Annotated in this window: 21 protein-coding genes; 10 read left to right on the forward strand and 11 right to left on the reverse strand. The window is 68.0% G+C overall.

Translation table 11 applies throughout. The annotated features are described in order from the left end of the window. The first annotated feature begins 100 nt into the window (after positions 1-100). Positions 101-1,354, forward strand: coding sequence for an OprD family porin (locus HMPREF1224_RS30835; protein ID WP_003121137.1), 1,254 nt, complete (start codon positions 101-103; stop codon positions 1,352-1,354). A gap of 144 nt (positions 1,355-1,498) precedes the next feature. On the opposite strand, the gene HMPREF1224_RS30840 is transcribed toward HMPREF1224_RS30835, so the two are convergent. Continuing rightward, positions 1,499-4,435 carry a TonB-dependent receptor gene (locus HMPREF1224_RS30840; RefSeq protein WP_023103563.1) on the reverse strand — a complete coding sequence of 979 codons (2,937 nt, stop codon included), beginning with the start codon at positions 4,433-4,435 and terminating at the stop codon, positions 1,499-1,501. A gap of 198 nt (positions 4,436-4,633) precedes the next feature. On the opposite strand from HMPREF1224_RS30840, the gene HMPREF1224_RS30845 reads away from it, so the two are divergent. Further along, positions 4,634-5,170 carry a sigma-70 family RNA polymerase sigma factor gene (locus tag HMPREF1224_RS30845; RefSeq protein ID WP_003112302.1) on the forward strand — a complete coding sequence of 179 codons (537 nt, stop codon included), beginning with the start codon at positions 4,634-4,636 and terminating at the stop codon, positions 5,168-5,170. Then, on the forward strand, positions 5,163-6,185 hold the full coding sequence (locus tag HMPREF1224_RS30850) for a FecR family protein (protein ID WP_003112303.1): 1,023 nt from the start codon (positions 5,163-5,165) through the stop codon (positions 6,183-6,185). The genes HMPREF1224_RS30845 and HMPREF1224_RS30850 overlap by 8 nt, the downstream gene beginning before the upstream one ends. A 16-nt stretch (positions 6,186-6,201) precedes the next feature. Here the strand turns inward: HMPREF1224_RS30850 and HMPREF1224_RS30855 are convergent, their stop codons facing one another. The 5 genes from HMPREF1224_RS30855 to desT all read right to left on the reverse strand — a co-directional run bounded on the left by HMPREF1224_RS30855 (position 6,202) and on the right by desT (position 9,459). Continuing rightward, positions 6,202-6,774 (reverse strand): HupE/UreJ family protein, encoded by a 573-nt coding sequence (locus tag HMPREF1224_RS30855; protein ID WP_003116120.1) that lies wholly within the window; start codon positions 6,772-6,774, stop codon positions 6,202-6,204. Positions 6,775-6,803: 29 nt separating this feature from the next. Then, positions 6,804-7,418: an urease accessory protein UreG gene (gene ureG / locus HMPREF1224_RS30860; RefSeq protein WP_003095530.1), complete on the reverse strand. Its 615-nt coding sequence runs from the start codon at positions 7,416-7,418 to the stop codon at positions 6,804-6,806. Positions 7,419-7,428: 10 nt separating this feature from the next. After that, the gene (locus HMPREF1224_RS30865) at positions 7,429-8,100 is read right to left on the reverse strand and encodes an urease accessory protein UreF (protein ID WP_003095528.1); all 672 of its coding nucleotides are present in this window, start codon (positions 8,098-8,100) and stop codon (positions 7,429-7,431) included. Beyond that, positions 8,097-8,600 (reverse strand): urease accessory protein UreE, encoded by a 504-nt coding sequence (gene ureE, locus HMPREF1224_RS30870; RefSeq protein WP_003095526.1) that lies wholly within the window; start codon positions 8,598-8,600, stop codon positions 8,097-8,099. The genes HMPREF1224_RS30865 and ureE overlap by 4 nt, the downstream gene beginning before the upstream one ends. A gap of 229 nt (positions 8,601-8,829) precedes the next feature. After that, positions 8,830-9,459 (reverse strand): TetR family transcriptional regulator DesT, encoded by a 630-nt coding sequence (gene desT, locus HMPREF1224_RS30875; RefSeq protein WP_003107570.1) that lies wholly within the window; start codon positions 9,457-9,459, stop codon positions 8,830-8,832. A gap of 158 nt (positions 9,460-9,617) precedes the next feature. Here desT and HMPREF1224_RS30880 point away from each other — a divergent pair, with 158 nt between their 5' ends. The 3 genes from HMPREF1224_RS30880 (at position 9,618) to HMPREF1224_RS30890 (ending at position 13,363) form a co-directional block, all read left to right on the forward strand. Beyond that, positions 9,618-10,718 (forward strand): ferredoxin reductase, encoded by a 1,101-nt coding sequence (locus tag HMPREF1224_RS30880; RefSeq protein ID WP_010793714.1) that lies wholly within the window; start codon positions 9,618-9,620, stop codon positions 10,716-10,718. Beyond that, positions 10,715-11,827: a fatty acid desaturase DesB gene (desB, locus tag HMPREF1224_RS30885; protein WP_074198700.1), complete on the forward strand. Its 1,113-nt coding sequence runs from the start codon at positions 10,715-10,717 to the stop codon at positions 11,825-11,827. The genes HMPREF1224_RS30880 and desB overlap by 4 nt, the downstream gene beginning before the upstream one ends. Before the next feature lie 219 nt (positions 11,828-12,046). After that, the gene (locus HMPREF1224_RS30890; RefSeq protein WP_003095519.1) at positions 12,047-13,363 is read left to right on the forward strand and encodes an MFS transporter; all 1,317 of its coding nucleotides are present in this window, start codon (positions 12,047-12,049) and stop codon (positions 13,361-13,363) included. Here the strand turns inward: HMPREF1224_RS30890 and HMPREF1224_RS30895 are convergent. Beyond that, entirely contained in the window at positions 13,354-14,745 is a 1,392-nt protein-coding gene (locus HMPREF1224_RS30895; RefSeq protein ID WP_003099516.1) for a sensor histidine kinase, read from the reverse strand. The two genes, HMPREF1224_RS30890 and HMPREF1224_RS30895, sit on opposite strands and share 10 nt — an antisense overlap. Beyond that, the gene (locus HMPREF1224_RS30900; protein WP_003123548.1) at positions 14,724-15,413 is read right to left on the reverse strand and encodes a heavy metal response regulator transcription factor; all 690 of its coding nucleotides are present in this window, start codon (positions 15,411-15,413) and stop codon (positions 14,724-14,726) included. The genes HMPREF1224_RS30895 and HMPREF1224_RS30900 overlap by 22 nt, the downstream gene beginning before the upstream one ends. Positions 15,414-15,550: 137 nt before the next feature. Here HMPREF1224_RS30900 and HMPREF1224_RS30905 point away from each other — a divergent pair, with 137 nt between their 5' ends. From HMPREF1224_RS30905 to HMPREF1224_RS30915, 3 genes are read left to right on the forward strand one after another with little or no spacing between them, the layout of a single operon-like run. Further along, positions 15,551-16,174, forward strand: a complete 624-nt coding sequence (locus HMPREF1224_RS30905; protein WP_003116116.1) for a hypothetical protein — start codon at positions 15,551-15,553, stop codon at positions 16,172-16,174. 53 nt (positions 16,175-16,227) lie between these two features. Further along, complete coding sequence (locus HMPREF1224_RS30910) at positions 16,228-16,842, forward strand: cytochrome b/b6 domain-containing protein (protein WP_003161310.1); 615 nt, start codon at positions 16,228-16,230, stop codon at positions 16,840-16,842. Further along, positions 16,839-17,606: a molybdopterin-binding protein gene (locus HMPREF1224_RS30915; RefSeq protein WP_003161312.1), complete on the forward strand. Its 768-nt coding sequence runs from the start codon at positions 16,839-16,841 to the stop codon at positions 17,604-17,606. Before HMPREF1224_RS30910 ends, HMPREF1224_RS30915 begins: the two co-directional genes overlap by 4 nt. 113 nt (positions 17,607-17,719) lie before the next feature. Here HMPREF1224_RS30915 and HMPREF1224_RS30920 read toward each other — a convergent pair whose 3' ends face one another. Together HMPREF1224_RS30920 and HMPREF1224_RS30925 are read right to left on the reverse strand one after the other, a co-directional pair. Next, positions 17,720-17,992 (reverse strand): hypothetical protein, encoded by a 273-nt coding sequence (locus tag HMPREF1224_RS30920; RefSeq protein WP_009877165.1) that lies wholly within the window; start codon positions 17,990-17,992, stop codon positions 17,720-17,722. A 275-nt stretch (positions 17,993-18,267) separates the two neighbouring features. After that, positions 18,268-18,801, reverse strand: a complete 534-nt coding sequence (locus HMPREF1224_RS30925; RefSeq protein ID WP_003095503.1) for a ferritin-like domain-containing protein — start codon at positions 18,799-18,801, stop codon at positions 18,268-18,270. Between the two features lie 295 nt (positions 18,802-19,096). Between HMPREF1224_RS30925 and HMPREF1224_RS30930 the strand changes: the two genes are divergently transcribed. Then, entirely contained in the window at positions 19,097-21,166 is a 2,070-nt protein-coding gene (locus HMPREF1224_RS30930) for an AsmA family protein (protein ID WP_010793716.1), read from the forward strand. 1 nt (position 21,167) lies between these two features. On the opposite strand, the gene brlR is transcribed toward HMPREF1224_RS30930, so the two are convergent. Further along, a complete protein-coding gene (gene brlR / locus HMPREF1224_RS30935) occupies positions 21,168-21,980 on the reverse strand; it encodes a c-di-GMP-binding multidrug transporter transcriptional regulator BrlR (RefSeq protein WP_010793717.1) in 813 nt (270 codons plus the stop codon). Positions 21,981-22,067 lie beyond the last annotated feature (87 nt).

Here is a 22,067-nt window from a genome sequence, read left to right on the forward strand (position 1 = left end):
GGCGGGGCCCGCGCCCCGCTGCTGACCCGACCGTCGTCGCCAGGTGGCCCGCAGAGGCTGCCGGGGCTCGGTCGTCCCTGAAAAACGGAGCACAATAACAATGAAAATCCGTCGTAAAACCGCAGTCCCGCGCAATGCAGGGGCGGTCCTGCCGATGCTCGCCTGTCTTGCCGCGCAAGCTGCCGAGGGCGGCTTCCTGGAGGATGCGAAGACCGACCTGGTCCTGCGCAACTATTACTTCAACCGCGATTTCCGCGACCACGATGCCGGCAAGAGCCTGGTGGACGAGTGGGCGCAGGGCTTCATCCTCAAGTTCAGTTCCGGCTATACCCCGGGCACGGTCGGCGTCGGCCTCGACGCCATCGGCCTGTTCGGCGTGAAGCTGAACAGCGGACGTGGCACCAGCAATTCCGAGCTTCTTCCGTTGCACGATGACGGTCGCGCGGCGGACAACTATGGGCGTGTCGGCGTGGCCGCCAAGCTGCGCGTTTCGGCCAGCGAACTGAAGATCGGCGAGATGCTCCCGGACATTCCGCTGTTGCGCTACGACGACGGACGCCTGCTGCCGCAGACGTTCCGCGGCTTCGCCGTGGTTTCCCGCGAGCTGCCGGGCCTGGCTCTGCAGGCCGGACGCTTCGACGCGGTGAGCCTGCGCAATTCGGCGGACATGCAGGACCTGTCGGCCTGGAGCGCGCCGACGCAGAAATCGGACGGTTTCAACTACGCCGGCGCCGAGTACCGCTTCAACCGCGAGCGCACCCAACTGGGCCTGTGGCACGGGCAACTGGAGGACGTCTACCGGCAGAGCTACGCCAACCTGCTGCACAAGCAGCGTGTCGGCGACTGGACCCTGGGCGCCAACCTCGGCCTGTTCGTCGACCGCGACGACGGCGCCGCGCGCGCCGGAGAGATCGACAGCCATACCGTCTACGGCCTGTTTTCCGCCGGCATCGGCCTGCACACCTTCTACCTTGGCCTGCAGAAGGTCGGCGGCGACAGCGGCTGGCAATCGGTCTACGGCAGCAGTGGGCGGAGCATGGGCAACGACATGTTCAACGGCAACTTCACCAACGCCGACGAACGCTCCTGGCAGGTGCGCTACGACTACGATTTCGTCGGCCTCGGCTGGCCCGGCCTGATCGGCATGGTCCGCTACGGCCATGGCTCGAACGCCACCACCAAGGCCGGTAGCGGCGGCAAGGAATGGGAGCGCGATGTCGAGCTCGGCTACACCGTGCAGAGCGGTCCGCTGGCGCGGCTCAACGTGCGCCTCAACCACGCCAGCAACCGACGCAGCTTCAACAGCGACTTCGACCAGACGCGGCTGGTGGTGAGTTATCCGTTGTCGTGGTGACGGACGCTGTCTCGCCGCTCCTCCGGACAGTTCCGGAGGGACGGGGAGCGGGAGGCCCGGTGCTTCGGCGGATAACCGCTGGGCGGTTATCCGCCCTACCGGAGCGGCGCTCCGCCGACAACGCCTGGAGGGGGAGAGGGCGGCTCAGAACTTCGCCTGCATCCCCACCCGCAGGGTACGCCCGGGCGCGGGCATGAAACTCTGTGCCAGCGGGTCAAGGTAATAGCGGTCGGTGAGGTTCTGCAGCGAGGCATTCAGTTCGGTGTGCTCGAACAGCTTGTACTTGAGGAACAGGTCGAACAGCTGCACCGAGCGGTACTCGATCTGCGGTGTGGTGGCGCCGACCTGCCAGGGCTTGTCCGCCGTGGCGGTGGGGCCGGAGGTATAGGTCATGCGTCCGCCCAGGGTCAGGGCCTGGTCGAAGAAGCGCAGGCCGGCGGTCAGGTTGGTCGCCAGCCGCGGCGGGTTCTGCGTGTTGGTATAGGAGCCCATGAAGCTGCCCGGCGTGCAGTTCGGCGTGTTCTCGGTGCGCTGGTAGCGGTTGGCGCCGGCGCGCAGCCTGGCGGCGAAGGCGGCGTCGCAGGTCTCGGTCTTCAGGTAGTAGGTCGCCGACAGGTCGGCGAACACCCGCCCTGCGTCGTAGTGCGATTGCAGTTCGAGACCGCTGGTGCGGTAGCTGTCGGTGTTGCTGAAGGTCATCAGGCCCATCTGGCCCGGATCGTAATAGCGGGTGATGTAGTTCTTGATGGTGTTGTTGAAGTAGGCCAGCTTGATCGCCGCCGAGTCGCCGTCGGCCAACAGGCTGTCGCGCAGCGCGCTGGCACCGATCTCCCAGCTGCGCGAACGCTCGGGCTTGAGGTCCTTGCCCGGCTCGACCTGGAGGGTACCCTGGCTGGTCTCGAACAGCGACGGCAGACGCAGGCCTTCGGTATAGGAGGCGTAGACGAAGGTATCCGGGGCCAGCTCGAAATTGATCCCGAATGCCGGCGAGAAACCGCCGCCGCGGCTGCTGCCCTTCTTGCTGTAGTTGTAGCCGGTGACCACGTTGGTGACCCGCGAGGGATGGACCGTCACGTTGGCCGGGCCGAACTCGTCGAAGGGAATGCCTTCGAACGGATTGTTGGTGTTGTTGGTGACGATGCCGTTGTTGAGGCGGGGATCGGTGGCGTCGGTGTACTGGCCGTTCTGGTCGGGGAACCACATCATCGAGCCGTAGTAGCCGGGCCTGCTCACCGTGATGAAGCGCATGTCGCGATCCTCGCGCCGCGGCGAGGCGGAGATGCCGTTGTCCTTGCTGTTGAAGTGGCTGTAGCGGCCGCCGCCCCATAGCGTCAGGCGCTCGACCGGCTTGAACTCGAGCTTGCCGTTGAGGCCGTATTCCTGGCGGGTGGCGTCCCTCAGGGTGCGGTTGGCGTTGATGTCGTGGAGGGTGGTGACCACGCTTTTCTGCGGCTGGATGTCTTCGACCTGGAACGAGCCGCCGAGGTCGAGCTTGAAATCGCCGAAGTCGGTTTCGAAGCGCGCCACGTTGTTCAGGTCGCCGCCGATGCGCCGGTTGTCCTGGCGCGTCCAGTTGCGGTCGGAGCGATAGGCCTGGGAGCGCGGCGCCAGCACCGAGGTCAGCATGTCGCTCTTCGCCTCGGTCATCCACAGTCCGGTGCTGAGGTCCACCAGCGGATTGTTCTCGGGCAGGTAACGGTAGCGTGCGGTGTAGGTGTCGATCTTCACTTCGCTCAATGGGTACTGGTAGATGCCGGCGGTGCCGAAACGGAAGATGTCCGACGGCATGATCTCCCCGGTGCGCCCGTCGTAGCGACGATAGCCGAGGTCCAGGGTGTGCTCGTCGGCGATGCGCCAGGTCGCCTTGAGCAGGTAGGACTCGGTCTCCGACGACGAGTTGAGCACTTCCTCTCCCGCGTTGTAGACCTTGGCTACGCTGCTTTCCTCGCGACCGTAGCGGTTGTAGACGCGATAGCGGTCCTGGCCTTTCTTGCCGGAAAAGTAGTTGCCCTGGTTGCGCTGCGCATAGGCGGCGACCAGGTCCAGATGCTCGTTGCGGTAGGCGAAGGCGGCGCTGCCGGACTTGGCCTGGGAGCCGAACAGGCTGCCGCGGTCATCGTGCGGCACGCTGCTGAGATTCTCGGTCTTCGAACTGGCGCTGCGGTGCTGCGGGGCGACGCCGTTGTTCCAGACGTCGCCGGTGAAGCGCACGCCGAGGTCCTTGCCGGCGACCAGGATGTCCTTGACGCCGATGGTGCGCATTTCCACGCTGCCGCCGATCGCGCCCGAGCGGGTCGAGGGACCCTTGTCGACGGTCACGCTGCTGACCAGGTCGGGATCGATGTAGCTGCGCTGCTGGGTGCCGGCGTAGCCGCGGTAGACGTCCAGCGCCTGCTCCGCGCCGTCGACCCGCACCGCCACCCGGCTCTGCCCCTGGATGCCGCGGATGTTGACGTCCAGCGCGCCACCGTTGCGGCTGTCGCCGACCTGTACGCCCGGGATGCCCTGGAGCAGGTCACCCACGGAAACCCGGCCGAAGCGGTCGATGTCTTCGCTGGAGAGGTACACCGACGAGCGTGGCGCGGTATAGGTTTCCTTCTGCGGATCGGCCAGCTCGGCGGCCGAGACCACCACCGGCGACAGGTCGGCCGGGGTTTCTCCGGACATGCGCGGCTCGACCAGCAGGTAGGCGCCGGAGGTTCCCGCCGCGACCTGCAGGCCGGTGTTCGACAGGACTCGCTGCAAGCCTTCCAGTACGCTGTAGCGACCCTTGAGCGCCGGCGCCGTGCGGCCGCGGGTCAGCTCGGGGTCGAAGGACAGCAGCAGGCCCGACTGGCTGGCGAAGGCGCCCAGGGAGGCGCCCAGCGAACCCGCCGGGATGTCGTAGCTGCGCGGCGTGGCGTCGTCCAGGCGGGTAGCCGCGCTGTGCTGGCCGACGCTCTGCGCGTGGGCCAGGCCGCCGCCGAGCAGGCCGGCGCCGACCGCCGACAGGCCGAGCAGGGCCCAGCGCAGGGCAAGGGTGAGCGGGGAGACGCGCGACAAGGGACGCGCCAGGCTGGGGATAGGGCGTTGTAGGGACATGACTTCTTCGCTCGCAGGGGTGGCGCCCGTCATTGCGGGCTCTCATTCCCTCTGTCGCACGAGATCGGAAAAGGGATATTTCGGGTTCGGCGGGGCCGGTCGAGGAAGGGCGTCGGCATTGTGGTCAGCGGAAAATTAGTGATAATAGTTTTCATTTGCGATTGAAGCCAGCTGACTATTCCGATGAATGCGCCTCCGATGAATGCGCCGAGTTCCTGCCTGTCCGCGGACCGCGACGGCGTCGCCACGCTCTACCGTGAAAACCATGCCTGGCTGCGCAACTGGCTGGCCTACCGACTCCGCTCCTGGGGACGCGGCGTGGCCGACGACCTGGCCCATGACACCTTCCTGCGCATTCTCGCCAGCCGCGACGGCGGCCAGCGTGAAGCGATCCGTCAGCCGCGCGCCTATCTCACCCGTATCGCCAACTGCGTGCTGGTCAGTTGGCGCCGTCGCCAATCGCTGGAACTTGCCTGGCTGGAGGCCCTGGCCACGCTGCCCGAGCCGTTGCAGCCGTCGCCGGAACAACAGAGTGTGATCGTCGAGACCCTGCACGAGATCGACGCGCTGCTCGACACCCTGCGCCCGCGGGTGAAACAGGCATTCCTGATGGCGACGCTGGACGGCATGAAGCAGAAGGACATCGCCCAGGCGCTGGGCGTTGCGCTGCCGACGGTGAAGAAGTTCATCCACCAGGCCTACGTGACCTGCCTGAGCCTGATGCCCGATGAATGACCGCGCTTCCCGCCGGGCGCCGCAGGCGGGCGATACGGAGCTTTCCGGGCCGCCGGCCGCCGAGGCGATCGCCCCGCAGGTGCTCAGGGAGACCGCCTCCTGGCTGCTGCTGATGCAGGAGGGGCCGCTGGCTCCGGCGCAACAGGCCGAGCTGGAGTCCTGGCGCTCGCGCAGCCCCGAGCACCAGCGCGCCTGGCGGCGCGCCGAGCGTCTGCTGGCGAATATCGGTTCGCTGCCGCCGGCGCTGGCCCGGCGTGCGCTCGAGCGTCCGTCCGGCAGCGGCCGGCGCGCGGTCCTGCGCGGCCTCGCCCTGCTGCTCGGCGGCGCACCGCTGGTCTGGTGGGGATGGCGCGCCCAGGTCTGGCGCGACGGCTTCGGCGCCGACTACCTCACTGCCGTCGGCGAGCGGCGCGACCTGGTGCTGGAGGACGGCAGCCAGGTCGAGATGAACACCGACAGCGCGCTGGACGTGCGCTACGACGCCGGCCAGCGCCTGCTGCGCCTGTATCGCGGAGAGATCTACCTCCGCACCGCGGCGGATCGGCGCGAGCCGCCGCGGCCGTTCCTGGTGCGCACCGAACAGGGCCTGATGCGCGCGCTGGGTACCGCCTTCAGCGTCCGACGCGAGGGCGCAGAGACAGTGCTGGCGGTGTACGAAGGCGCGGTCCAGGTGCGTCCGGAGGGCGCCGCGAGCGCGGCGGATGGCCGGGTGATCGAGGCTGGCCAGCGGGTGCGCTTCGATCGCCAGCGGATCGGCCCCGTCGAGTCCGCCAGCGAGGCCGCGCTGGCCTGGCGCCAGGGCCTGCTGGTGGCCGACGACATGCCGCTGCGGCAGTGGGCGGGAGAACTGATGCGCTACGGCGGCGAGAGCATCGAGTGCGAGCCGTCGCTGGACCCGCTTCGTGTCTCCGGCACCTTTCCCGTCGACGACCTGCCGCTGGCCCTGGCGATGCTGGCACAGACCCATGGCCTGCGCCTCGTGCACCAAGGCCGACGGGTGCTGATCAGGCGCTGAGGGGAGGCGCGGCGGCTCAGCCGGCCAGCAACCAGACCCCGGCGCCCGCCGAGGCCAGCCCGGCGAGACGTACCAGGGGCGCGGCCGCCTGCGGCAGGAAGCGCACCAGCGCGTAGCCGGCGGCGTGCAGCGCGGCGGTGGCGGCGACGAAACCGAGCGCGTACAGCCAGGGGCTGGAGAGGGCCGGCAGCTCCAGGCCGTGGGCGACCCCGTGGGCCAGGGCGAACAGCGCGGTGGCGGCCATCGCCAGCGGCAGCGGCGGGCGCACGGCGAGGGCCACGCAGAGGCCGAGGGCGAGCACCGAGGCGGCGATGCCGGTCTCCATGAACGGCAGTTGCAGGCCCTCGAAGCCGAGCAGCCCGCCGACCAGCATGGTGCCGACGAAGGTGCAGGGCAGGGCGAGACGCGCGGCTCCCTGTTGCTGGGCGGCCCAGAGGCCGACGGCGAACATCGCCAGCAGGTGGTCGAGGCCGGTGAGCGGATGGGCGAGGCCGGCGACCAGGCCGTGTTCGCCGTGGCCGGGGTGGGCGAAGGCCAGCGCCGGAGCGGCGAGCAGGGCGAGGGCGGCGAGCAGCTTGGGCAGTTTCATTGGTGGTTCCTTGTCGTTGCGAAGTGGCGTCAGGCGGCGGTCAGCAGGCCCTGGCGCTCGATGAAGGCGATGATTTCGTCCAGCCCCTGGCCGGTCTTCTGGTTGCTGAACACGAACGGCTTGTCGCCGCGCATGCGCCGGGCGTCCCGGTCCATCACATCGAGGGAGGCGCCGACCAGCGGCGCCAGGTCGATCTTGTTGATCACCAGCAGGTCCGACTTGCAGATGCCGGGGCCGCCCTTGCGCGGGATCTTGTCGCCGGCGGAAACGTCGATCACGTAGAGGGTCAGGTCGGACAGCTCGGGGCTGAAGGTGGCCGACAGGTTGTCGCCGCCGGATTCCACCAGGATCAGTTCGAGGCCGGGGAAGCGCCGGTTGAGCTGGTCCACCGCCTCCAGGTTGATCGAGGCGTCCTCGCGGATCGCCGTGTGCGGGCAGCCGCCGGTTTCCACGCCGATGATCCGCTCGGGGGCGAGGGCCTCGTTGCGCACCAGGAACTCCGCGTCTTCCTGGGTATAGATGTCGTTGGTGACCACCGCGAGGTTGTAGCGCTCGCGCAGTTCGCGACACAGGGCCAGGGTCAGGGCGGTCTTGCCGGAGCCCACCGGACCGCCGATGCCGACACGCAGGGGTTGGGATGTCATGGGGTTTCTCCTAGGAACGGAACAGACGGCTGTACTGGGTTTCGTGGGTCATGCTGGCCAGCGCCAGACCGAACGCGGCGCTGCCCTCGACGGCGGGCCGCCGCAGCGCCTCGGCGCAGGCGCGGTCGAGTTCCGGCAGTAGGCTGGAAGCAAGTTTCTGCGCGGCCAGTTGGCCGAGCGGCAGGGTTTTCATCAGCACCGCCAACTGGTTTTCCAGCCAGCTCCAGAACCAGGCACTCAGCGCCTCCTCGGCGTCCAGGCGCCAGGCGCGCGCGGCCATCGCCCAGGCGGCGGCGAGATTGGGCGGGTCCTGGCGCGCCAGCCAGGCGCGGCCGGGAGCGTCGAGCTCGGGCAGGGCTTCCAGCAATTGGTGCAGGGAAAAGCCCATCTGCCGGCTCTCCTGGGCCAGCTCGCGGGTCTCGCGGCTGGCCCTATGGCGTTCGCTGGCCGCATCGCAGGCGGCCCAGTCGCCGATCAGCGCGGCGCGCAGCAGGCCGGCCAGCAGCGGCGCCTCGAAGCGCGCCAGGTTCAGTTGCAGCTGGTCGACCAGCCAGGTCCGCGCGCTCTCGGCGTCGCGCACCCAGCCATTGTCGAGGGCCGCCTCCAGGCCCTGGGAATAGCTGTATCCGCCGATCGGCAACTGCGAGCTGGCCAGGCGCAGGCGCGCCCAGATGCTGTTCACCGGCGCACGCCGAACTGGTGCAGGCGCGGCGCGTAGTTGAACTCCGCCTCGCCATGGTGCGAGTGGTGGTGGCCTCCGCCGTAGGCACCGTGCTCCGGCTGGAACGGCGCCTCGATGGCCTCCACCGTGGCGCCGAGCTGTTCGAGCATGGCTTTCAGCACGTAGTCGTCGAGCAGGCGCAGCCAGCCGTCGCCGACCTGCAGGGCGACGTGACGGTTGCCCAGGTGGTAGGCGGCTCGGGTCAGTTCCAGCGGGCTGGCGCAGGTGACGTGGAGCAGACGTTCGGAGCGGGCGACGACCCGCACCAGGCGACCGTCGCGGGCCTCCAGGCAGTCGCCGTCGGCCAGCGGAGGCTGGCCGCGCTCGAGGAACAGGCCGACCTCCTCGCCGCTCGCCGCGAAGCAGCGCAGGCGGCTCTTGCTGCGCGCCTCGTAGGTCAGGTGGAGTTCTTCGTCCCAGCGGGGCGAGCGGGCGGGCAGGCGTTGGTGGATGACCAGCATGGGCAGTTTCCGCAATGCGACAGGAAAGGGATCACAACAAGCACCAGCAAGGGCCTTGCCAGGTCGATGCGGGACGCCTGTACCGGGAAAACGGGGCCATAGGGGTGTAACAAAATATTGCAGCGCGCCAGGTTGGTGCGCAACGACTTTTTTGCCGCACCGGAAAGGTGCGCGCGCGTCTAGTCCGCGGACGAACGCCGAGCCGGAGGTCCGCAGGGGAGGTGCGGGGTCAGCCGGGCAGGCCGTGCCAGTGCTTGCCGCCGATCATGATGAAACGCAGCTGGTGGGTGATCTTCGCGGCCGGCATCAGGTGCGGCGGCAGATCGGCGGCGGGTGGGTCGATCAGCTCCGGAAGGGTGGCGAAGACGGTCTTCACCACCAGGTCGGCGAACACGTCGAGGGCCGCGCCGTCGAGGTGCGGCATCTTGTTCAGCAGCGCCAGGTCGGCGGCCAGATCGTCGGTGATGCGCTGGCGCAGGCTGGCGATGGCCTGGCGGATCGGCAACGAGCCGCCGTATTGCTCGCGGGCGAGGAAGAGGAACTGCGAGCGGTTGGCGCCGACCGCGTCGAGGAAGATGCGCACCGAGGCGTCGATCAGCCCGCCCAGTTCGAACTCGTTGCGGCGCACCGCGCGCAGGGTGGCGCGGAAGGTCTCGTCGACTTCGGCGACCAGCGCCAGGCCGAGCTGGTCCATGTCGCTGAAGTGCCGGTAGAAGCCGGCCGGGACGATGCCGGCGGCGCGCGTCACTTCGCGCAGGCTGAGGCTGCCGAAGCCGCGCCCGCTTTCCATCAGGTGGCGCGCGGCGCTCATCAGCGCGTGGCGGGTCTGCTGTTTCTGTTCGGCGCGGGGTGAGGACATACGGCTTCCTTTGGCGGACCGGCGACTGTAGCAAAAGCCCTGCGACCCGGTCGAACCGGGGACGGCAGCGGTCGAAGGATACATCAGTGAACGCTTGTTGACTCGATTGCGCGGAACGGGCAAAGTTTTGTGAACGATCGTTCACTGAAATATTTTCCATGGCCTTGCTTCCCCTCGCGCTCCTGACCCCTTTGCTCGCACCCCTGCGCCGTCTCGCCGCCCGTGGCTGGCTGCGTGAGGCCGATGTCGACGGCCTGCTGCGCCACGCCCATCCGCTGGCGTCGTTGAACCGCCACTATGCGCGGGTCGAGGCACGCTACTGGGTGGCCGACGATATGCTCGCCCTGGCCCTGCGTACCGCCCCCGGCTGGCCGCCGGCGCGGCCGGGCCAGCACATCCAGCTGCTGGCGGAGCGCGACGGGGTGCGGGTCGGGCGCAGCTACAGCCTGACCCGGGTGGTCGGCGAGCGCCTGGAAATCGCCGTCAAGCGTCACCCGGACGGGCTGCTCTCGCCCTGGTTGTGCGAACACCTGGCGGTCGGCCAGCGTGTCGAGTTGCAACCCGCGCAAGGCGATCTGCGCTGGCCGATGCAGGCCGAGGCGGTCTGCCTGCTGGCCGCCGGCAGCGGCCTGACGCCCTTGCTCGGCCTGCTCCGCGAGGCGCTGGAGAACGGCTATCGCGGTCCCGTGCTGTGGCTGCACTACGTCCGTCATCCCGGCCAGCGCGCCTGGCTCGGCGAGCTGGAGGCGCTGGCGGCGCGCCACCCGAACCTGGAGTTGCGCTGGAGCCTGACCCGCGGGGCGCGGGCCGATGGCTGCCTGGAGGGGCATTTCCAGCCGCGCCACCTGGACGGCTGGGCAACCGACCTGGCGCGCAGCCAGGCCCTGGCCTGCGGGCCGGCGGCTTTCGTCGAGGCGGTGGGCGAGCAACTGGGGGCGCGCTTCGCCGGCTTGCAGACGGAATCCTTCAGCGTCCCGCGCTGGCGCAGCGGGGAGGCGCCGCGCGAAGTGCGCCTGCGCTTCGCCCGGTCGCAGCGGGAAGTCTCCGGCGACAGCGCCGCCAGCCTGCTGGAACAGGCCGAGGCCCACGGCCTGCGCCCGGCCCACGGTTGCCGCCAGGGCATCTGCGCCAGTTGCACCTGCGTCCTGCTCAGCGGCTGCGTGCGCGACCTGCGCAGCGGCGCGCTGTGCAGCGAGCCCGGCCAGCCTATCCGCCTCTGCGTCAGCGCCGCCCACGGCGACCTGGCGCTGGACCTGTGAACCGACCTGCGAGCCCTGCGATGCGCGACGACCGCGAACTGACCCCGGAACAACTGGCGGCCTTCGGCGCCGAACTCGATGCCCTGCGCCTGCGTACCCTGGCCGATCTCGGCGCGGACGACGCGCGCTACATCCGCCGGGTCCGCGCGGCGGTGCGCGTCTGCTGCTGGAGCGGCAGGGCGCTGCTGATGTTCGGCTGGCTGCCGCCGACCTGGCTGCTCGGCAGCCTGCTTCTCGGCCTGGGCAAGATCCTCGAGAACATGGAGCTGGGCCACAACGTCATGCACGGCCAGTACGACTGGATGAACGATCCGGAATTCGCCGGCCGCGCCTACGAGTGGGACATCGCCGGGCCGTCCGACTTCTGGCGGCACACCCACAACCATATCCACCATGCCTACACCAACGTGCTGGGCAAGGACGACGACGTCGGCTACGGGGTCGTGCGCCTGTTCCCGGAGCAGCGCTGGAAGCCGTTCTACCGCTGGCAACCGCTGTGGGTGACGCTGCAGGCGCTGCTGTTCCAGTACGCGGTGGCGATCCAGCATCTGCGCCTGGACAAGTACGCCAAGGGGCGCCTGGACAAGGCCGAACTCATGCCGCTGCTACGCCGCCTGCGTGCCAAGCTGGGTCGCCAGTGGACCAAGGACTACCTGCTGTTCCCGCTTCTCGGCCTGTTCGCCGGCGGCTTCGGCGCGGTGTTCGTCGGTAACCTGCTGGCCAACGTGCTGCGCAACCTGTGGACCTTCACGGTGATCTTCTGCGGCCACTTCACCGAGAAGGCGGTGGTCTTCCCGCCCTCGGTGCTGGAGGGAGAGACCCGTGGCCACTGGTACCTGCGCCAGTTGCGCGGTTCCAGCAACCTGGAGGGCGGGCCGCTGTTCCACATCCTGACCGGCAACCTCAGCCACCAGATCGAGCACCACCTCTACCCGGACCTGCCGGCGCGTCGCTACGCCGCGTTGTCCCGCGAGGTCCGCGAAATCGCCCGGCGCTACGGGCAGACCTACAACAGCGGACGCCTGGGACGGCAATTCCTCACTGTCTTGCGGCGCATCTGGGTATATCGGCTGCCGCCGCGCGAGCCGCTCCCGGCGCGGCGCGGCTGAGCCGACGGAACGCTCGCGGCGCCCGTGGCGGGGCCGCTCCGGAGCGGGGATAATGCCGCCCTGTGCACCGCGACGTGGCTTCCGGCCGCCGCGCGGCGTCGGAGTCTCGCCGAACGCAGGACGGCCTGCGCCCGCGATCGGCCAGCAGCGTCGATCCTTCCCGAATCTAACAATGCTCGGCGGATGCCGGCCGTGGGGCCCGTCCGTCCAGGAACCGTCATGTTCAGCCCGCTCGTCACCTTTCCCGCGCTCTACACCGCCACCCTGCTCATGCTGGCCGGCTCCGGCCTGTTCACCACCTACATCGGCCTGCGCCTGACCCAGGAAGGCGCAGGCGACCTGTGGGTCGGCGGGCTGATGGCGTCCTACTATTTCGGCCTGGTCTGCGGTGGAAAATTCGGACACAAGCTGATCGCCAGCTTCGGCCATATCCGTTCCTACGTGGCTTGCGCCGGGATTGCCACCGTGACCGTGCTGCTGCATGCCCTGGTCGATCAGCTGGAAGTCTGGCTGCTGCTGCGCTTCATCACCGGCGCGGTGATGATGAACCAGTACATGGTGATCGAGAGCTGGCTCAACGAGCAGGCCGAGAGCCACCAGCGCGGCAAGGTGTTCGCCGGCTACATGGTCGCCGTCGACCTTGGCCTGGTGCTCGGCCAGGGCCTGCTGGCGCTGAGCCCGACCCTCGACTACAAGCCGCTGCTGCTGGTCGCCATCTGCTTCGCCTCGTGCCTGATCCCGCTGGCCATGACCCGGCGCGTGCACCCGGCCAAGCTGGTCGCCGCGCCGCTGGAAGTGCGTTTCTTCTGGCAGCGCGTGCCGCAGGCGCTGGGCACCATCTTCATCGCCGGCCTGATGGTCGGCGCCTTCTACGGCCTGGCGCCGGTCTACGCCAACCGCAACGGCCTGGATGCCTCGCAATCGAGTTTCTTCGTCGGCATGTGCATCGTCGCCGGCTTCTGTGCGCAGTGGCCGCTGGGTTGGCTGTCCGACCGCCTCGACCGCAGTTGGCTGATCCGCGGCAATGCGGTGCTGCTGTGCCTGGCCTCGATCCCGATGTGGGGGCTGGTGACGCTGCCGTACTGGTTGCTGCTGGCCAACGGGTTCGTTACCGGCATGCTGCTGTTCACCCTCTATCCGCTGGCGGTGGCGCTGGCCAACGACCACGTCGAGCAGCCGCGCCGGGTCGCGTTGTCGGCGATGCTCCTGACCACCTACGGGGTCGGCGCCTGTATCGGTCCGCTGGTGGCCGGCGCGCTGATGCGCCACTTCGGTCCGGGACTGTTCTACATGCTGGTGTCCGGCTACGCGGTGCTGCTGGTGTTCTGGGTGCAGCCCAAGCGCGTCACCGGCGAACACCGGGTCGACGAGGCGCCGCTGCAACACGTGGCGATGCCGGACACGGTCAGCCCGATGGCCGCCACCCTCGACCCGCGCGTCGAGGAAGTGCCGGAGGAGCTGGTGGTGGAGGCGCCGGCGAATATCGGCCGCTCCGACGGCGAGCCGGACGCCGGCGAGAAACCCGCTCAGTCCTGAGCCGGGAACGCCAGGTCGAAGCGGATGCGTCCCGGAGCCGGTGCACTCGCTTCGGCGCGGCCGCCGTGCAGGCGCATGATCGCCTGGACGATGGCCAGGCCGAGACCGCTGGACTGGGCGTCGCTGCGCGCGGCGTCGCCACGGTAGAAACGGTCGAACAGGCGCGACAGCGGTTCGGCCGGCAGCCTGTCGCAGGCGTTCTCCACGCTCAGCAGGAATTCCCCCGATCGGCGCAGGCCGCGCACTTCGATCAGGCTGTCGGCGCTGGCGTAGCGGATGGCGTTGGCCAGCAGGTTGCTCAGCGCCCGGCGGAACAGTTGCGGATCGGCGCGTAGCTGGCCGCTGACCTGCACGTCGAGGCTCAGCCCACGTTCCTCGGCCAGCCCTTCGAAATACTCCGCCTGGCGCCGCAGTTCTTCGCCCAGGTCCAGGCGGCTGCGCTCCACCGCTGCCCGTACGTCGTCGGCGCGAGCGAGGAACAGGATGCTCTCGACCATCCGCGCGATGCGCTCCAGCTCTTCCTGGTTGGAGGCGATCAGCGCCTGGTACTCCTCGTTGCTGCGCGGCTGGCGCAGGGCCACCTGGCCGTGGCCCATCAGCGAACCGATGGGCGTGCGGATCTCATGGGCGAGGTCGGCGGAGAACTGCTGCAGACGCTGGTAGCCGTCGTCTAGGCGTTCGAGCATGGCGTTGAACGACTGTGCCACCTGCTGCAACTCGGCAGGCGCGGCGGCGACGTCGAGGCGGGTATCCAGGCTGGTCGGATGGATCTCCGCCGCCTTCGCCGCCAGCGTGCGCAGCGGGCGCAGGCCGTGGCGCAGGACCAGCCAGCCGAGCAGGGCGGTGCCAAGGAACGCCAGCAGCACGGCGGCGATGACCCGGTCGCGGTACTGGGCGAGCATCCGCGTCTCGCCCAGCAGCAGGTGTGCGGCGGTGATCTGCAACGGCTCGCGGCCGCCGACCAGGACCTCGGCGGCGAGCACGCGCATCGGGATGCCGTCGTGGGTCAGCGCGGCGTGCACGACGGACGGATTCAACGCCTGGCCGGCGGCGACCACCCGTAGCGACGGCAGGCGTTCGTGGCGCGGGTTGACCGCGACGATCGGCGCCTCGCCGGGCTGACCGAGGAGCAGGATGTCCTGCTCGTTGCCGAGCATGTTCTCGAACAGACGCGGGCGCGCCTTCAGCTCGGCCAGGGTGAGGTTGTCGCGCAGCAGGTTGCGGAAGTGCTCGACCCGGCCGGCGACCATCACGTCGCTGCGCCGCAGCATCGCCTCTTCCACCGAGCGGTACAGGTAGAAGCCGACCGCGCTGACCACCAGCGCCGCCACCGCGGCGAACAGCAGCGCCGCGTAGAGGGTCAGGGAGCGGCGGGCGGGCACGGGCGCTCCTCGCAGACGTAACCGATGCCGCGCACGGTATGGATCAGCTTGTTCGGGAAGGGATTGTCGACCTTGGCGCGCAGGCGCTTGATCGCCACGTCGACGACGTTGGTGTCGCTGTCGAAGTTCATGTCCCAGACCTCCGAGGCGATCAGGGTGCGCGACAGCACCTCGCCCTCGCGGCGCATCAGCAGGTGCAGGAGGGCGAACTCCTTGTTGGTCAGGGCGATCACCTGCCCCTGGCGGCTGACCTTGCGCCGCAGCACGTCCAGATGCAGATCGGCCAGTTGCACCTGCTCTGCCTCGCGGACCACGCCGCGGCGCAGCAGGGTACGGATACGCAGCAGCAACTCGGTGAAGGAGAAGGGTTTCACCAGGTAGTCGTCAGCACCCAGTTCGAGGCCGCGGATACGGTCTTGCAGCTGGTCGCGGGCGGTGAGGAAGAGCACCGGCACATCGTGCTTCTTGCGCAGCACTTCCATGATCTGCCAACCGTCCAGGCCGGGCAGCATCACGTCGAGGACCACCAGGTCGTAGCGGTTCTCCAGCGCCAGGTAGAGACCGTCGGCGCCGTGCTGCGACCAGTCGACCGCATAGCCCGACTCGCCGAGGCCCTTCTTCAGGTACTCGCCGGTCTTCGTATCGTCTTCGATCACCAGGATGCGCATGTCTCGTTCCCCCTCGTTCGCCGCCATTCTAGCCAGCGCGCGGCGCGGATTCGGTGACATTTTTGTCATGCGAAAGTCATCTCCGGGTACCGCCGGCGGGGCGACCATCGAGGCTCAACCCCACCGAGGATCGACCGATGCTTCGACTCAAGGCTTCCCCCGCGCTGTTCTTCGGCCTGCTCCTGGCCAGTGCCGCCAGCTTCGCCGCGCAACCGCCTGCGGGCATGCTGCAGCCGCTGCGCGGCACCATCCAGCAGGCCGCCGACGACCACCTGCAACTGAAGGCCCGCAACGGCCAGCAACTGACGGTCAGACTCACCGACAAGACCGCGATCCGCGCCGTGTCGCTGGCGAAGCCGGAGGACATCCAGCCCGACAGCTTCATCGGCACCGCCGCCGTGCCGCAGCCCGACGGCACCCTGAAGGCCCTCGAGGTGCATGTCTTCGCCCCCAGCCTGCGCGGCAGCGGCGAAGGCCACCGGCCCTGGGAGAACGCCGATGGCAGCGCCTCGACCATGACCAACGGTACGGTCGGCAACCTGGTGGTCAGCCAGGGCCGGCGCATGACCGTGAAATACGGCGATGGCGAGAAGACCGTGGTGGTGCCGGACGACGTGCCCATCGTCAGCCTGGAGCCGGGCGAGCGCAGCCTGCTCAAGCCTGGCGCCAAGGTCGTGCTGTTCCCGCAGAAGGGCGCCGACGGCAGCCTCACCGCCCTGGCCATCTCGGTCGGCAAGGACGGCGTGACCCCGCCGATGTGAGGTTTCGCCGGGACGGCGCGTCCGTCCCGGCCGGGTTTCCTGGGAGAAAAGCCATGAACCGTGCGTTGCACGCCTGGCCGGTGAGACTCTGCCACTGGCTCAATGCCTATGCCATGGCCTGCCTGATCGGCAGCGGCTGGGGCATCTACAACGCTTCGCCGCTGCTGGATTTCCGTTTTCCCGCCTGGGCGACCCTCGGCGGCTGGCTCGGCGGTTCCATCGCCTGGCATCTCGCCGCCATGTGGCTGCTGCTCGGCAACGGCCTGTGCTACCTCGCCCACGGACTGTCCAGCGGGCATTTTCGTCGCGACTTCCTGCCTTTGAGCGCGGCCGGCGTCTGGCGCGACCTGCGCCTCGCCCTCGGCCTGCGCCTGGTCCATGAGCCGGGCCGCTACAACGCGGTGCAGCGCCTGCTGTACTGGCTGGTCCTGGCGCTCGGTGCGCTGCTGGTGCTGTCCGGGCTGGCGATCTGGAAACCGGTGCAACTGCACGGGCTGACCGCGCTGTTCGGTGGCTTCCAGGGTGCGCGCTGGGTGCATTTCCTGGCCATGGCCGGGGTCGTCGGGTTCGTCGTCGTGCACCTGCTGCTGGTGCTGTTGGTGCCGCGCACCCTGCTGCCGATGATCATCGGACGCGAGTGGCGGCGCGGACGGAGGAGCGAAGGATGAAGGGGCCGGAGAAGAAGCGCGCGAAGATCGCGGTCGACCCGTCCAGCGAGCGGCAGATGGTCGATTTGCAACGCCGCCTGCTGTTGCGCGGCGGCCTGTCCCTGGGCGCCCTGGCGATGCTCTCGGGGTGCCGGCTACAGGATGGCGATTCGGTCGACAAGGTACTCTGGGCCATGTCGCGCTGGAACGACCGGGTCCAGGCCTGGCTGTTCAGCCGTATGCGGCTGGCGCCGACCTTCGATCCGTCGCAGGTGGCCTCGCCGTTCCCCTTCAACGCGTTCTACCCGGCCTACAACGTGCCGGAGATCGACCTGCCGGAATACCGCCTGCAGGTTTCCGGGCGGGTCCGCGACAAGCGCCCCTGGAGCCTGGAGCAACTGCGCCGGCTGCCGCAGGCCAGCCAGGTCACGCAACTGATCTGCATCGAGGGCTGGAGCGCGATCGGCCAGTGGAGCGGAGTGCCGCTGCGCACCTTCCTGGAGCTGGTCGGCGCCGACACCTCGGCGAAGTACGTTGGCTTCAAGTGCGCCGACCGCTACTACTCCAGCCTCGACATGCCCAGCGCGCTGCATCCGCAGACCCTGCTGGCGCTGGAGATGTCCGGGCAGGCGCTGCCGGAGGAGAACGGCTATCCGCTGCGCCTGCGGATTCCCACCAAGCTCGGCTTCAAGAACGCCAAGCACGTGGTGGAGATCTTCGTCAGCAACAGCAATCCCGGAGGTTACTGGGAGGACCAGGGCTACAACTGGTTCAGCGGAGTCTGAGGCGGGAGAGTGCGGCTTGCCTCGGGCCATGCGCCCAGCGCGACAGGGATGGGAAAATAGGAAAGCCCGGCATCGAGCCGGGCTTTTCTCGCGCCTTGCGGCGTAACGAGCGGTCAGGCGGTGCGCAGGTCGAAACGGCTCATGCTGCGATGCAGGCGGTCCACGGTCTGTTCGCTGCCGTTGTCGGCCAGGCGGGCTTCGGCCTTGGTCATGTCCTTGTGCAGGCGGTCGATGGTCTGCTCGCTGCCGTTGTCGGCGATGCGCAGTTCGACGCTGGACATGTCCTGGTGCAGCCGGTCGATGGTGCGGCTGGAGCCATCGGCGGCGAAGGCGGCGTTGGCGGTCAGGGTGGCGAGGGCGAGGCCGAGGATCAGGGAAGCTTTCATGACGGTGACTCCGAGTGGGTTGTCGATTGCGTTGGAGTCATTTTCAGTTCGGATAAGTCGATTTAAAAACGAAGTGCGATGATAGTGTCTATCGACATGGGTGATTATGTGTTTTCTTATTACTTATCAGTAAGTTAGTTGATTATTTTTGTGATGTCGAAGATTTCGTAAAGGATAGTTAGCTTTTCTCTATTTAATCGATAAATTGGATAAATAAGGCGAAAAGAAAAGCCGGCGCTGCGGGCGCCGGCTCTCGGACGGGTCTTGCTCTGGAGTCAGGCGAGGTCGTCGAGGATGTCGGCCATGTCGTCCGCGTGTTCTTCTTCCTGGGCCAGGATCTCCTCGAAAATGCGTCGGGTGGTGGGGTCGTCGTTACCGAGGTAGGTGATGATCTCGCGATAGCTGTCGATGGCGATGCGCTCGGCGATCAGGTTCTCGGTGACCATGTCCTTCAGGGTCTTGCCTTCGACGTATTCGGCATGGGAGCGCTCCTCCAGGCCGCGCGGATTGAAGTCCGGCTCGCCGCCCAGTTGCATGATGCGCTCGGCCAACTGGTCGGCATGCTGCATTTCCTGGTTGGCGTGCTCGAGGAACTCGGCGGCGGCGATGCTCGCCTTAAGGCCGGTGGCCATGAAGTAGTGGCGCTTGTAGCGCAGGAAGCAGACCAGCTCGGTGGCGAGCGCTTCGTTGAGCAGGCGCAGGACGGTCTGGCGATCGGCCGAATAGCCTTCGGTGACCGCGCCTTCCTGGATGTTCTTGCGGGCACGGTCGCGAAGGGTCTGGACGTCCGTCAGTTGAACGGTGGTCATCGGTTTTCTCCTTGAGGCTGATCCGGTGAAAAGGGCCGGCTCTGCGGCCGGCTTTTTCTGCTTACCTAAGGTGTGAGTCCCGCGCGGTCGAAAAAGTTTTATCGACCCGCCGCCGAACTGGCCTTTTGCCTGAAATGCGTGGGACGGGGAGCAATGCCGGCATTTCGCCGGTCCTAACGGAACGGGCCGGCGTATTCGCGCTGGCGAGTCCATGGGCCAGCCTGCACACTGACGGGCTGAGCGAGGCGCGCTGCCGCGCCTGCCCGACAACCGACGCGGCGAAAAGGAGTTGTGCATGACGCGCGGCCGAAAGATCCTGACCTGGAGCCTCGCCAGCCTGGTCCTGCTGCTGGCGGCGTTGGTGGTGTTCATCGCCACCTTCGACTGGAACCTGATCAAGCCCACCCTCAACGAAAAGGTCTCGGCGGCGCTGAACCGCCCGTTCGCCATCAACGGCAACCTCGCCGTGGCCTGGCGCCGCGAGGAGGGCGAGGAAGGCTGGCGCGCCTGGATCCCCTGGCCGCGCTTCAGCGCCGAGGACATCACCCTCGGCAACCCGGAGTGGACGGCGGGCAAGACCAAGGCGAGCGAGTTCGCCAGCCTGGAACGCATCGAATTCCGCCTCGCGCCGTTGCCGTTGCTCTGGCAGACCATCCGCATTCCACAGATCAAGCTGACCCAGCCGCGCGCCGACCTCCTGCGCCTGGCCGACGGCCGCGCCAACTGGGATTTCGACCTGCCTGCCAGCGACAGCGACGAGCCGTCCGCCTGGCAACTGGACATCCGCGAGATCGGTTTCGACAAGGGTAGCGTCAGCCTCGACGACCAGCGTTTGAAGACCCGCCTGGAAGTGCTGGTCGACCCGCTCGGCAAGCCGGTGCCGTTCGGCCAGTTGGCCGGCAAGGCGCTGGCCACGGGCGATGCGGCGAACGCCCAGGACTATGTGTTCGGCTGGAAGGTCAAGGGCACCTACAAGGGCCAGGCTCTGGCCGGCTCGGGCAAGGTCGGCGGGATGCTGGCGTTGCAGGATGGGAGCAAGCCCTTCCCGCTACAGGCCGAGGTCAGTGCCGGCAGCACCCGTGCCGCGGTGGTCGGCACCCTGACCGACCCGCTCAACCTCGGCGCCCTCGACCTGCGCCTGAAGCTGTCCGGGACCAGCATGGCCAATCTCTATCCGCTGACCGGCATCACCCTGCCGGACACTCCGGCCTACTCCACCGACGGACACCTGCTGGCGCGGCTCAAGGAGGAGGGCGGCGCACTGTTCCGCTACGAGAACTTCAACGGCAAGGTCGGCGCCAGCGACCTGCACGGCAGCCTGACCTTCGTCGCTCGCCAGCCTAGGCCGAAGCTGTCCGGCAAGCTGACCTCCGAGCAACTGCGCTTCGCCGACCTCGGCCCGCTGATCGGCGCCGACAGCAATGCCGAAAAACAGAAGCGCGGGCAGACCAGCCGCCAGCCGGGCGACAAGGTGCTGCCGGTGGAGGAATTCCGCACCGAGCGCTGGCGCGACATGGACGCCGACGTGGAATTCACCGGCAAGCGTATCGTCCACAGCGACCAGTTGCCGATCAGCGACCTCTATACCCATCTGGTGCTCAACGATGGCCTGCTGCGCCTGGAGCCCCTGCGCTTCGGCGTGGCCGGCGGCAAGCTGGAGTCGGACATTCGCCTCGACGGCGGCAAGCAGCCGATGCAGAGCCGAGTGAAGATGAGCGCGCGGGGCTTCAAGCTGAAGCAGTTGTTCCCCGGCTTCGCGCCGATGCAGACCAGCTTCGGCGAGCTGAACGGCGACGCCAGTCTCAGCGGCAGCGGCAATTCGGTGGCGAAGATCCTCGGTGGCGCCGATGGCGAACTGAAGATGCTGATCAACGACGGTGCGATCAGCAAAGGCCTGACCGAAATCGCCGGCCTCAATGTCGGAAACTACCTGGTGACCAAGCTGTTCGGCGACGACGAGGTGAAGATCAACTGCGCGGCCGCCGACTTCGGCCTGCAGAAGGGCCTGATGACCAGCCGGCTGTTCGTCTTCGACACCGAGAACGCGCTGGTCAACGTCGACGGCACGGTGAACTTCGCCAACGAGAAGCTCGACCTCGATGTCACCCCGCACAGCAAGGGCCTGCGGATCTTCTCGCTGCGCTCGCCGCTGTACGTGCGCGGCACCTTCGCCAAGCCCGACGCCGGGGTCCACGCCGGGCCGCTGGTGGCGCGCGGCGCGGGAATGATAGCCCTCGGCGTGACGGTGGGCCCGGCGGCCAGCCTGCTGGCGCTGGTGGCGCCGAGCAAAAGCGACGACAACCAGTGCACCGCGCTGCTGCAGCGCATGCGCTTGCCAGCCAAGGTGCCGGCCGGCAAGCGCTGATTCAGTAGATGGGGATATACAGGTCGACTTGCGAGTTCGGATCCAGCGGTCCGCGGAAACGCTGGTCGTAGTATTCGAAGTCGACCCCCGCCTTGGGCTCCAGGCCGCGTTCGGCGAGCAGGTGGCTGTAGATCGCCTGGAAGCTCTCGGCGATCTGCGGCGCCGTGCCCTTGTGGGTGAACACCGCGTACTTCTGCGCTGGCACCTGGAAGCGCACCATGCCCTCCGGCACCGGCCAGCCCTCCTGCACCTCGAAGCCGGCGACGTAGTGGAATTCGCCGTTGGGCTGCTGCGCGCAGATGCCATAGGAGACCTCGGGATCGTGCTTGCCGGCGATCTCGTGCTCGCGCGGGATGAAGCGTTCCCAGAGCTGGCCGATGGTGTCGCCGGGGGCGCTGCCGAAGTATTCCATGCCCACCACGCTGAAGGCGGGACGTTCGACGATTCGTGCATGCATGTTGCGGATCCTCCAGTGGGCGAGCTTCGCCAGGGTTCGGTCGAGTTCCGCCAGCAGGCGCTGGCGGGCGCTGATCTCTTCGCGCAGGGTGTGCTGGTGTCGTTGCAGGAAATGCCGCAGGCGTTGCGGGTCGTCCAGCGCGCCATCGCGTTTCAGGCGGTCGATGGCTTCCAGCGGAACGTCCAGCCGGCGCAGCGCGAGTATGCGCGAGAGCTGCTCGATCTGTTCCGGCTGGTAGTAGCGGTAGCCGTTGTCGCTACCGGTGCGCGCGGGGACGAACAGGCCGATGGCATCGTAGTGGCGAAGCGTCTTGGTGGAGATCTCGAAGATTCGCGCCAGTTGGCCGATGGTGAGCATTTCCGGTTCCTGCTGCGGGATACCGGCAGACTACGGATTGCCCCTGGGGCAAGGTCAAGGGGTTTGTGCCGGTGCGCACTTTCTCTG

Origin of the sequence: Pseudomonas sp. P179 (assembly GCF_000478485.2) — a bacterium.
GTDB lineage: Bacteria > Pseudomonadota > Gammaproteobacteria > Pseudomonadales > Pseudomonadaceae > Pseudomonas > Pseudomonas aeruginosa.

Excerpts from the sequence above, each read along its gene's own strand:
- HMPREF1224_RS30835 (WP_003121137.1), top strand. The coding sequence starts at position 101 with ATGAAAATCCGTCGTAAAACCGCAGTCCCGCGCAATGCAGGGGCGGTC.
- HMPREF1224_RS30880 (WP_010793714.1), top strand. The coding sequence starts at position 9,618 with ATGGCCTTGCTTCCCCTCGCGCTCCTGACCCCTTTGCTCGCACCCCTG.
- HMPREF1224_RS30910 (WP_003161310.1), top strand. The coding sequence starts at position 16,228 with ATGAACCGTGCGTTGCACGCCTGGCCGGTGAGACTCTGCCACTGGCTC.
- HMPREF1224_RS30855 (WP_003116120.1), bottom strand. The coding sequence starts at position 6,774 with ATGAAACTGCCCAAGCTGCTCGCCGCCCTCGCCCTGCTCGCCGCTCCG.
- HMPREF1224_RS30900 (WP_003123548.1), bottom strand. The coding sequence starts at position 15,413 with ATGCGCATCCTGGTGATCGAAGACGATACGAAGACCGGCGAGTACCTG.
- ureG (WP_003095530.1), bottom strand. The coding sequence starts at position 7,418 with ATGACATCCCAACCCCTGCGTGTCGGCATCGGCGGTCCGGTGGGCTCC.
- HMPREF1224_RS30925 (WP_003095503.1), bottom strand. The coding sequence starts at position 18,801 with ATGACCACCGTTCAACTGACGGACGTCCAGACCCTTCGCGACCGTGCC.
- HMPREF1224_RS30920 (WP_009877165.1), bottom strand. The coding sequence starts at position 17,992 with ATGAAAGCTTCCCTGATCCTCGGCCTCGCCCTCGCCACCCTGACCGCC.
- HMPREF1224_RS30890 (WP_003095519.1), top strand. The coding sequence starts at position 12,047 with ATGTTCAGCCCGCTCGTCACCTTTCCCGCGCTCTACACCGCCACCCTG.
- desT (WP_003107570.1), bottom strand. The coding sequence starts at position 9,459 with ATGTCCTCACCCCGCGCCGAACAGAAACAGCAGACCCGCCACGCGCTG.
- HMPREF1224_RS30930 (WP_010793716.1), top strand. The coding sequence starts at position 19,097 with ATGACGCGCGGCCGAAAGATCCTGACCTGGAGCCTCGCCAGCCTGGTC.
- HMPREF1224_RS30845 (WP_003112302.1), top strand. The coding sequence starts at position 4,634 with ATGAATGCGCCGAGTTCCTGCCTGTCCGCGGACCGCGACGGCGTCGCC.
- HMPREF1224_RS30905 (WP_003116116.1), top strand. The coding sequence starts at position 15,551 with ATGCTTCGACTCAAGGCTTCCCCCGCGCTGTTCTTCGGCCTGCTCCTG.
- brlR (WP_010793717.1), bottom strand. The coding sequence starts at position 21,980 with ATGCTCACCATCGGCCAACTGGCGCGAATCTTCGAGATCTCCACCAAG.
- HMPREF1224_RS30850 (WP_003112303.1), top strand. The coding sequence starts at position 5,163 with ATGAATGACCGCGCTTCCCGCCGGGCGCCGCAGGCGGGCGATACGGAG.
- ureE (WP_003095526.1), bottom strand. The coding sequence starts at position 8,600 with ATGCTGGTCATCCACCAACGCCTGCCCGCCCGCTCGCCCCGCTGGGAC.
- HMPREF1224_RS30840 (WP_023103563.1), bottom strand. The coding sequence starts at position 4,435 with ATGTCCCTACAACGCCCTATCCCCAGCCTGGCGCGTCCCTTGTCGCGC.
- HMPREF1224_RS30915 (WP_003161312.1), top strand. The coding sequence starts at position 16,839 with ATGAAGGGGCCGGAGAAGAAGCGCGCGAAGATCGCGGTCGACCCGTCC.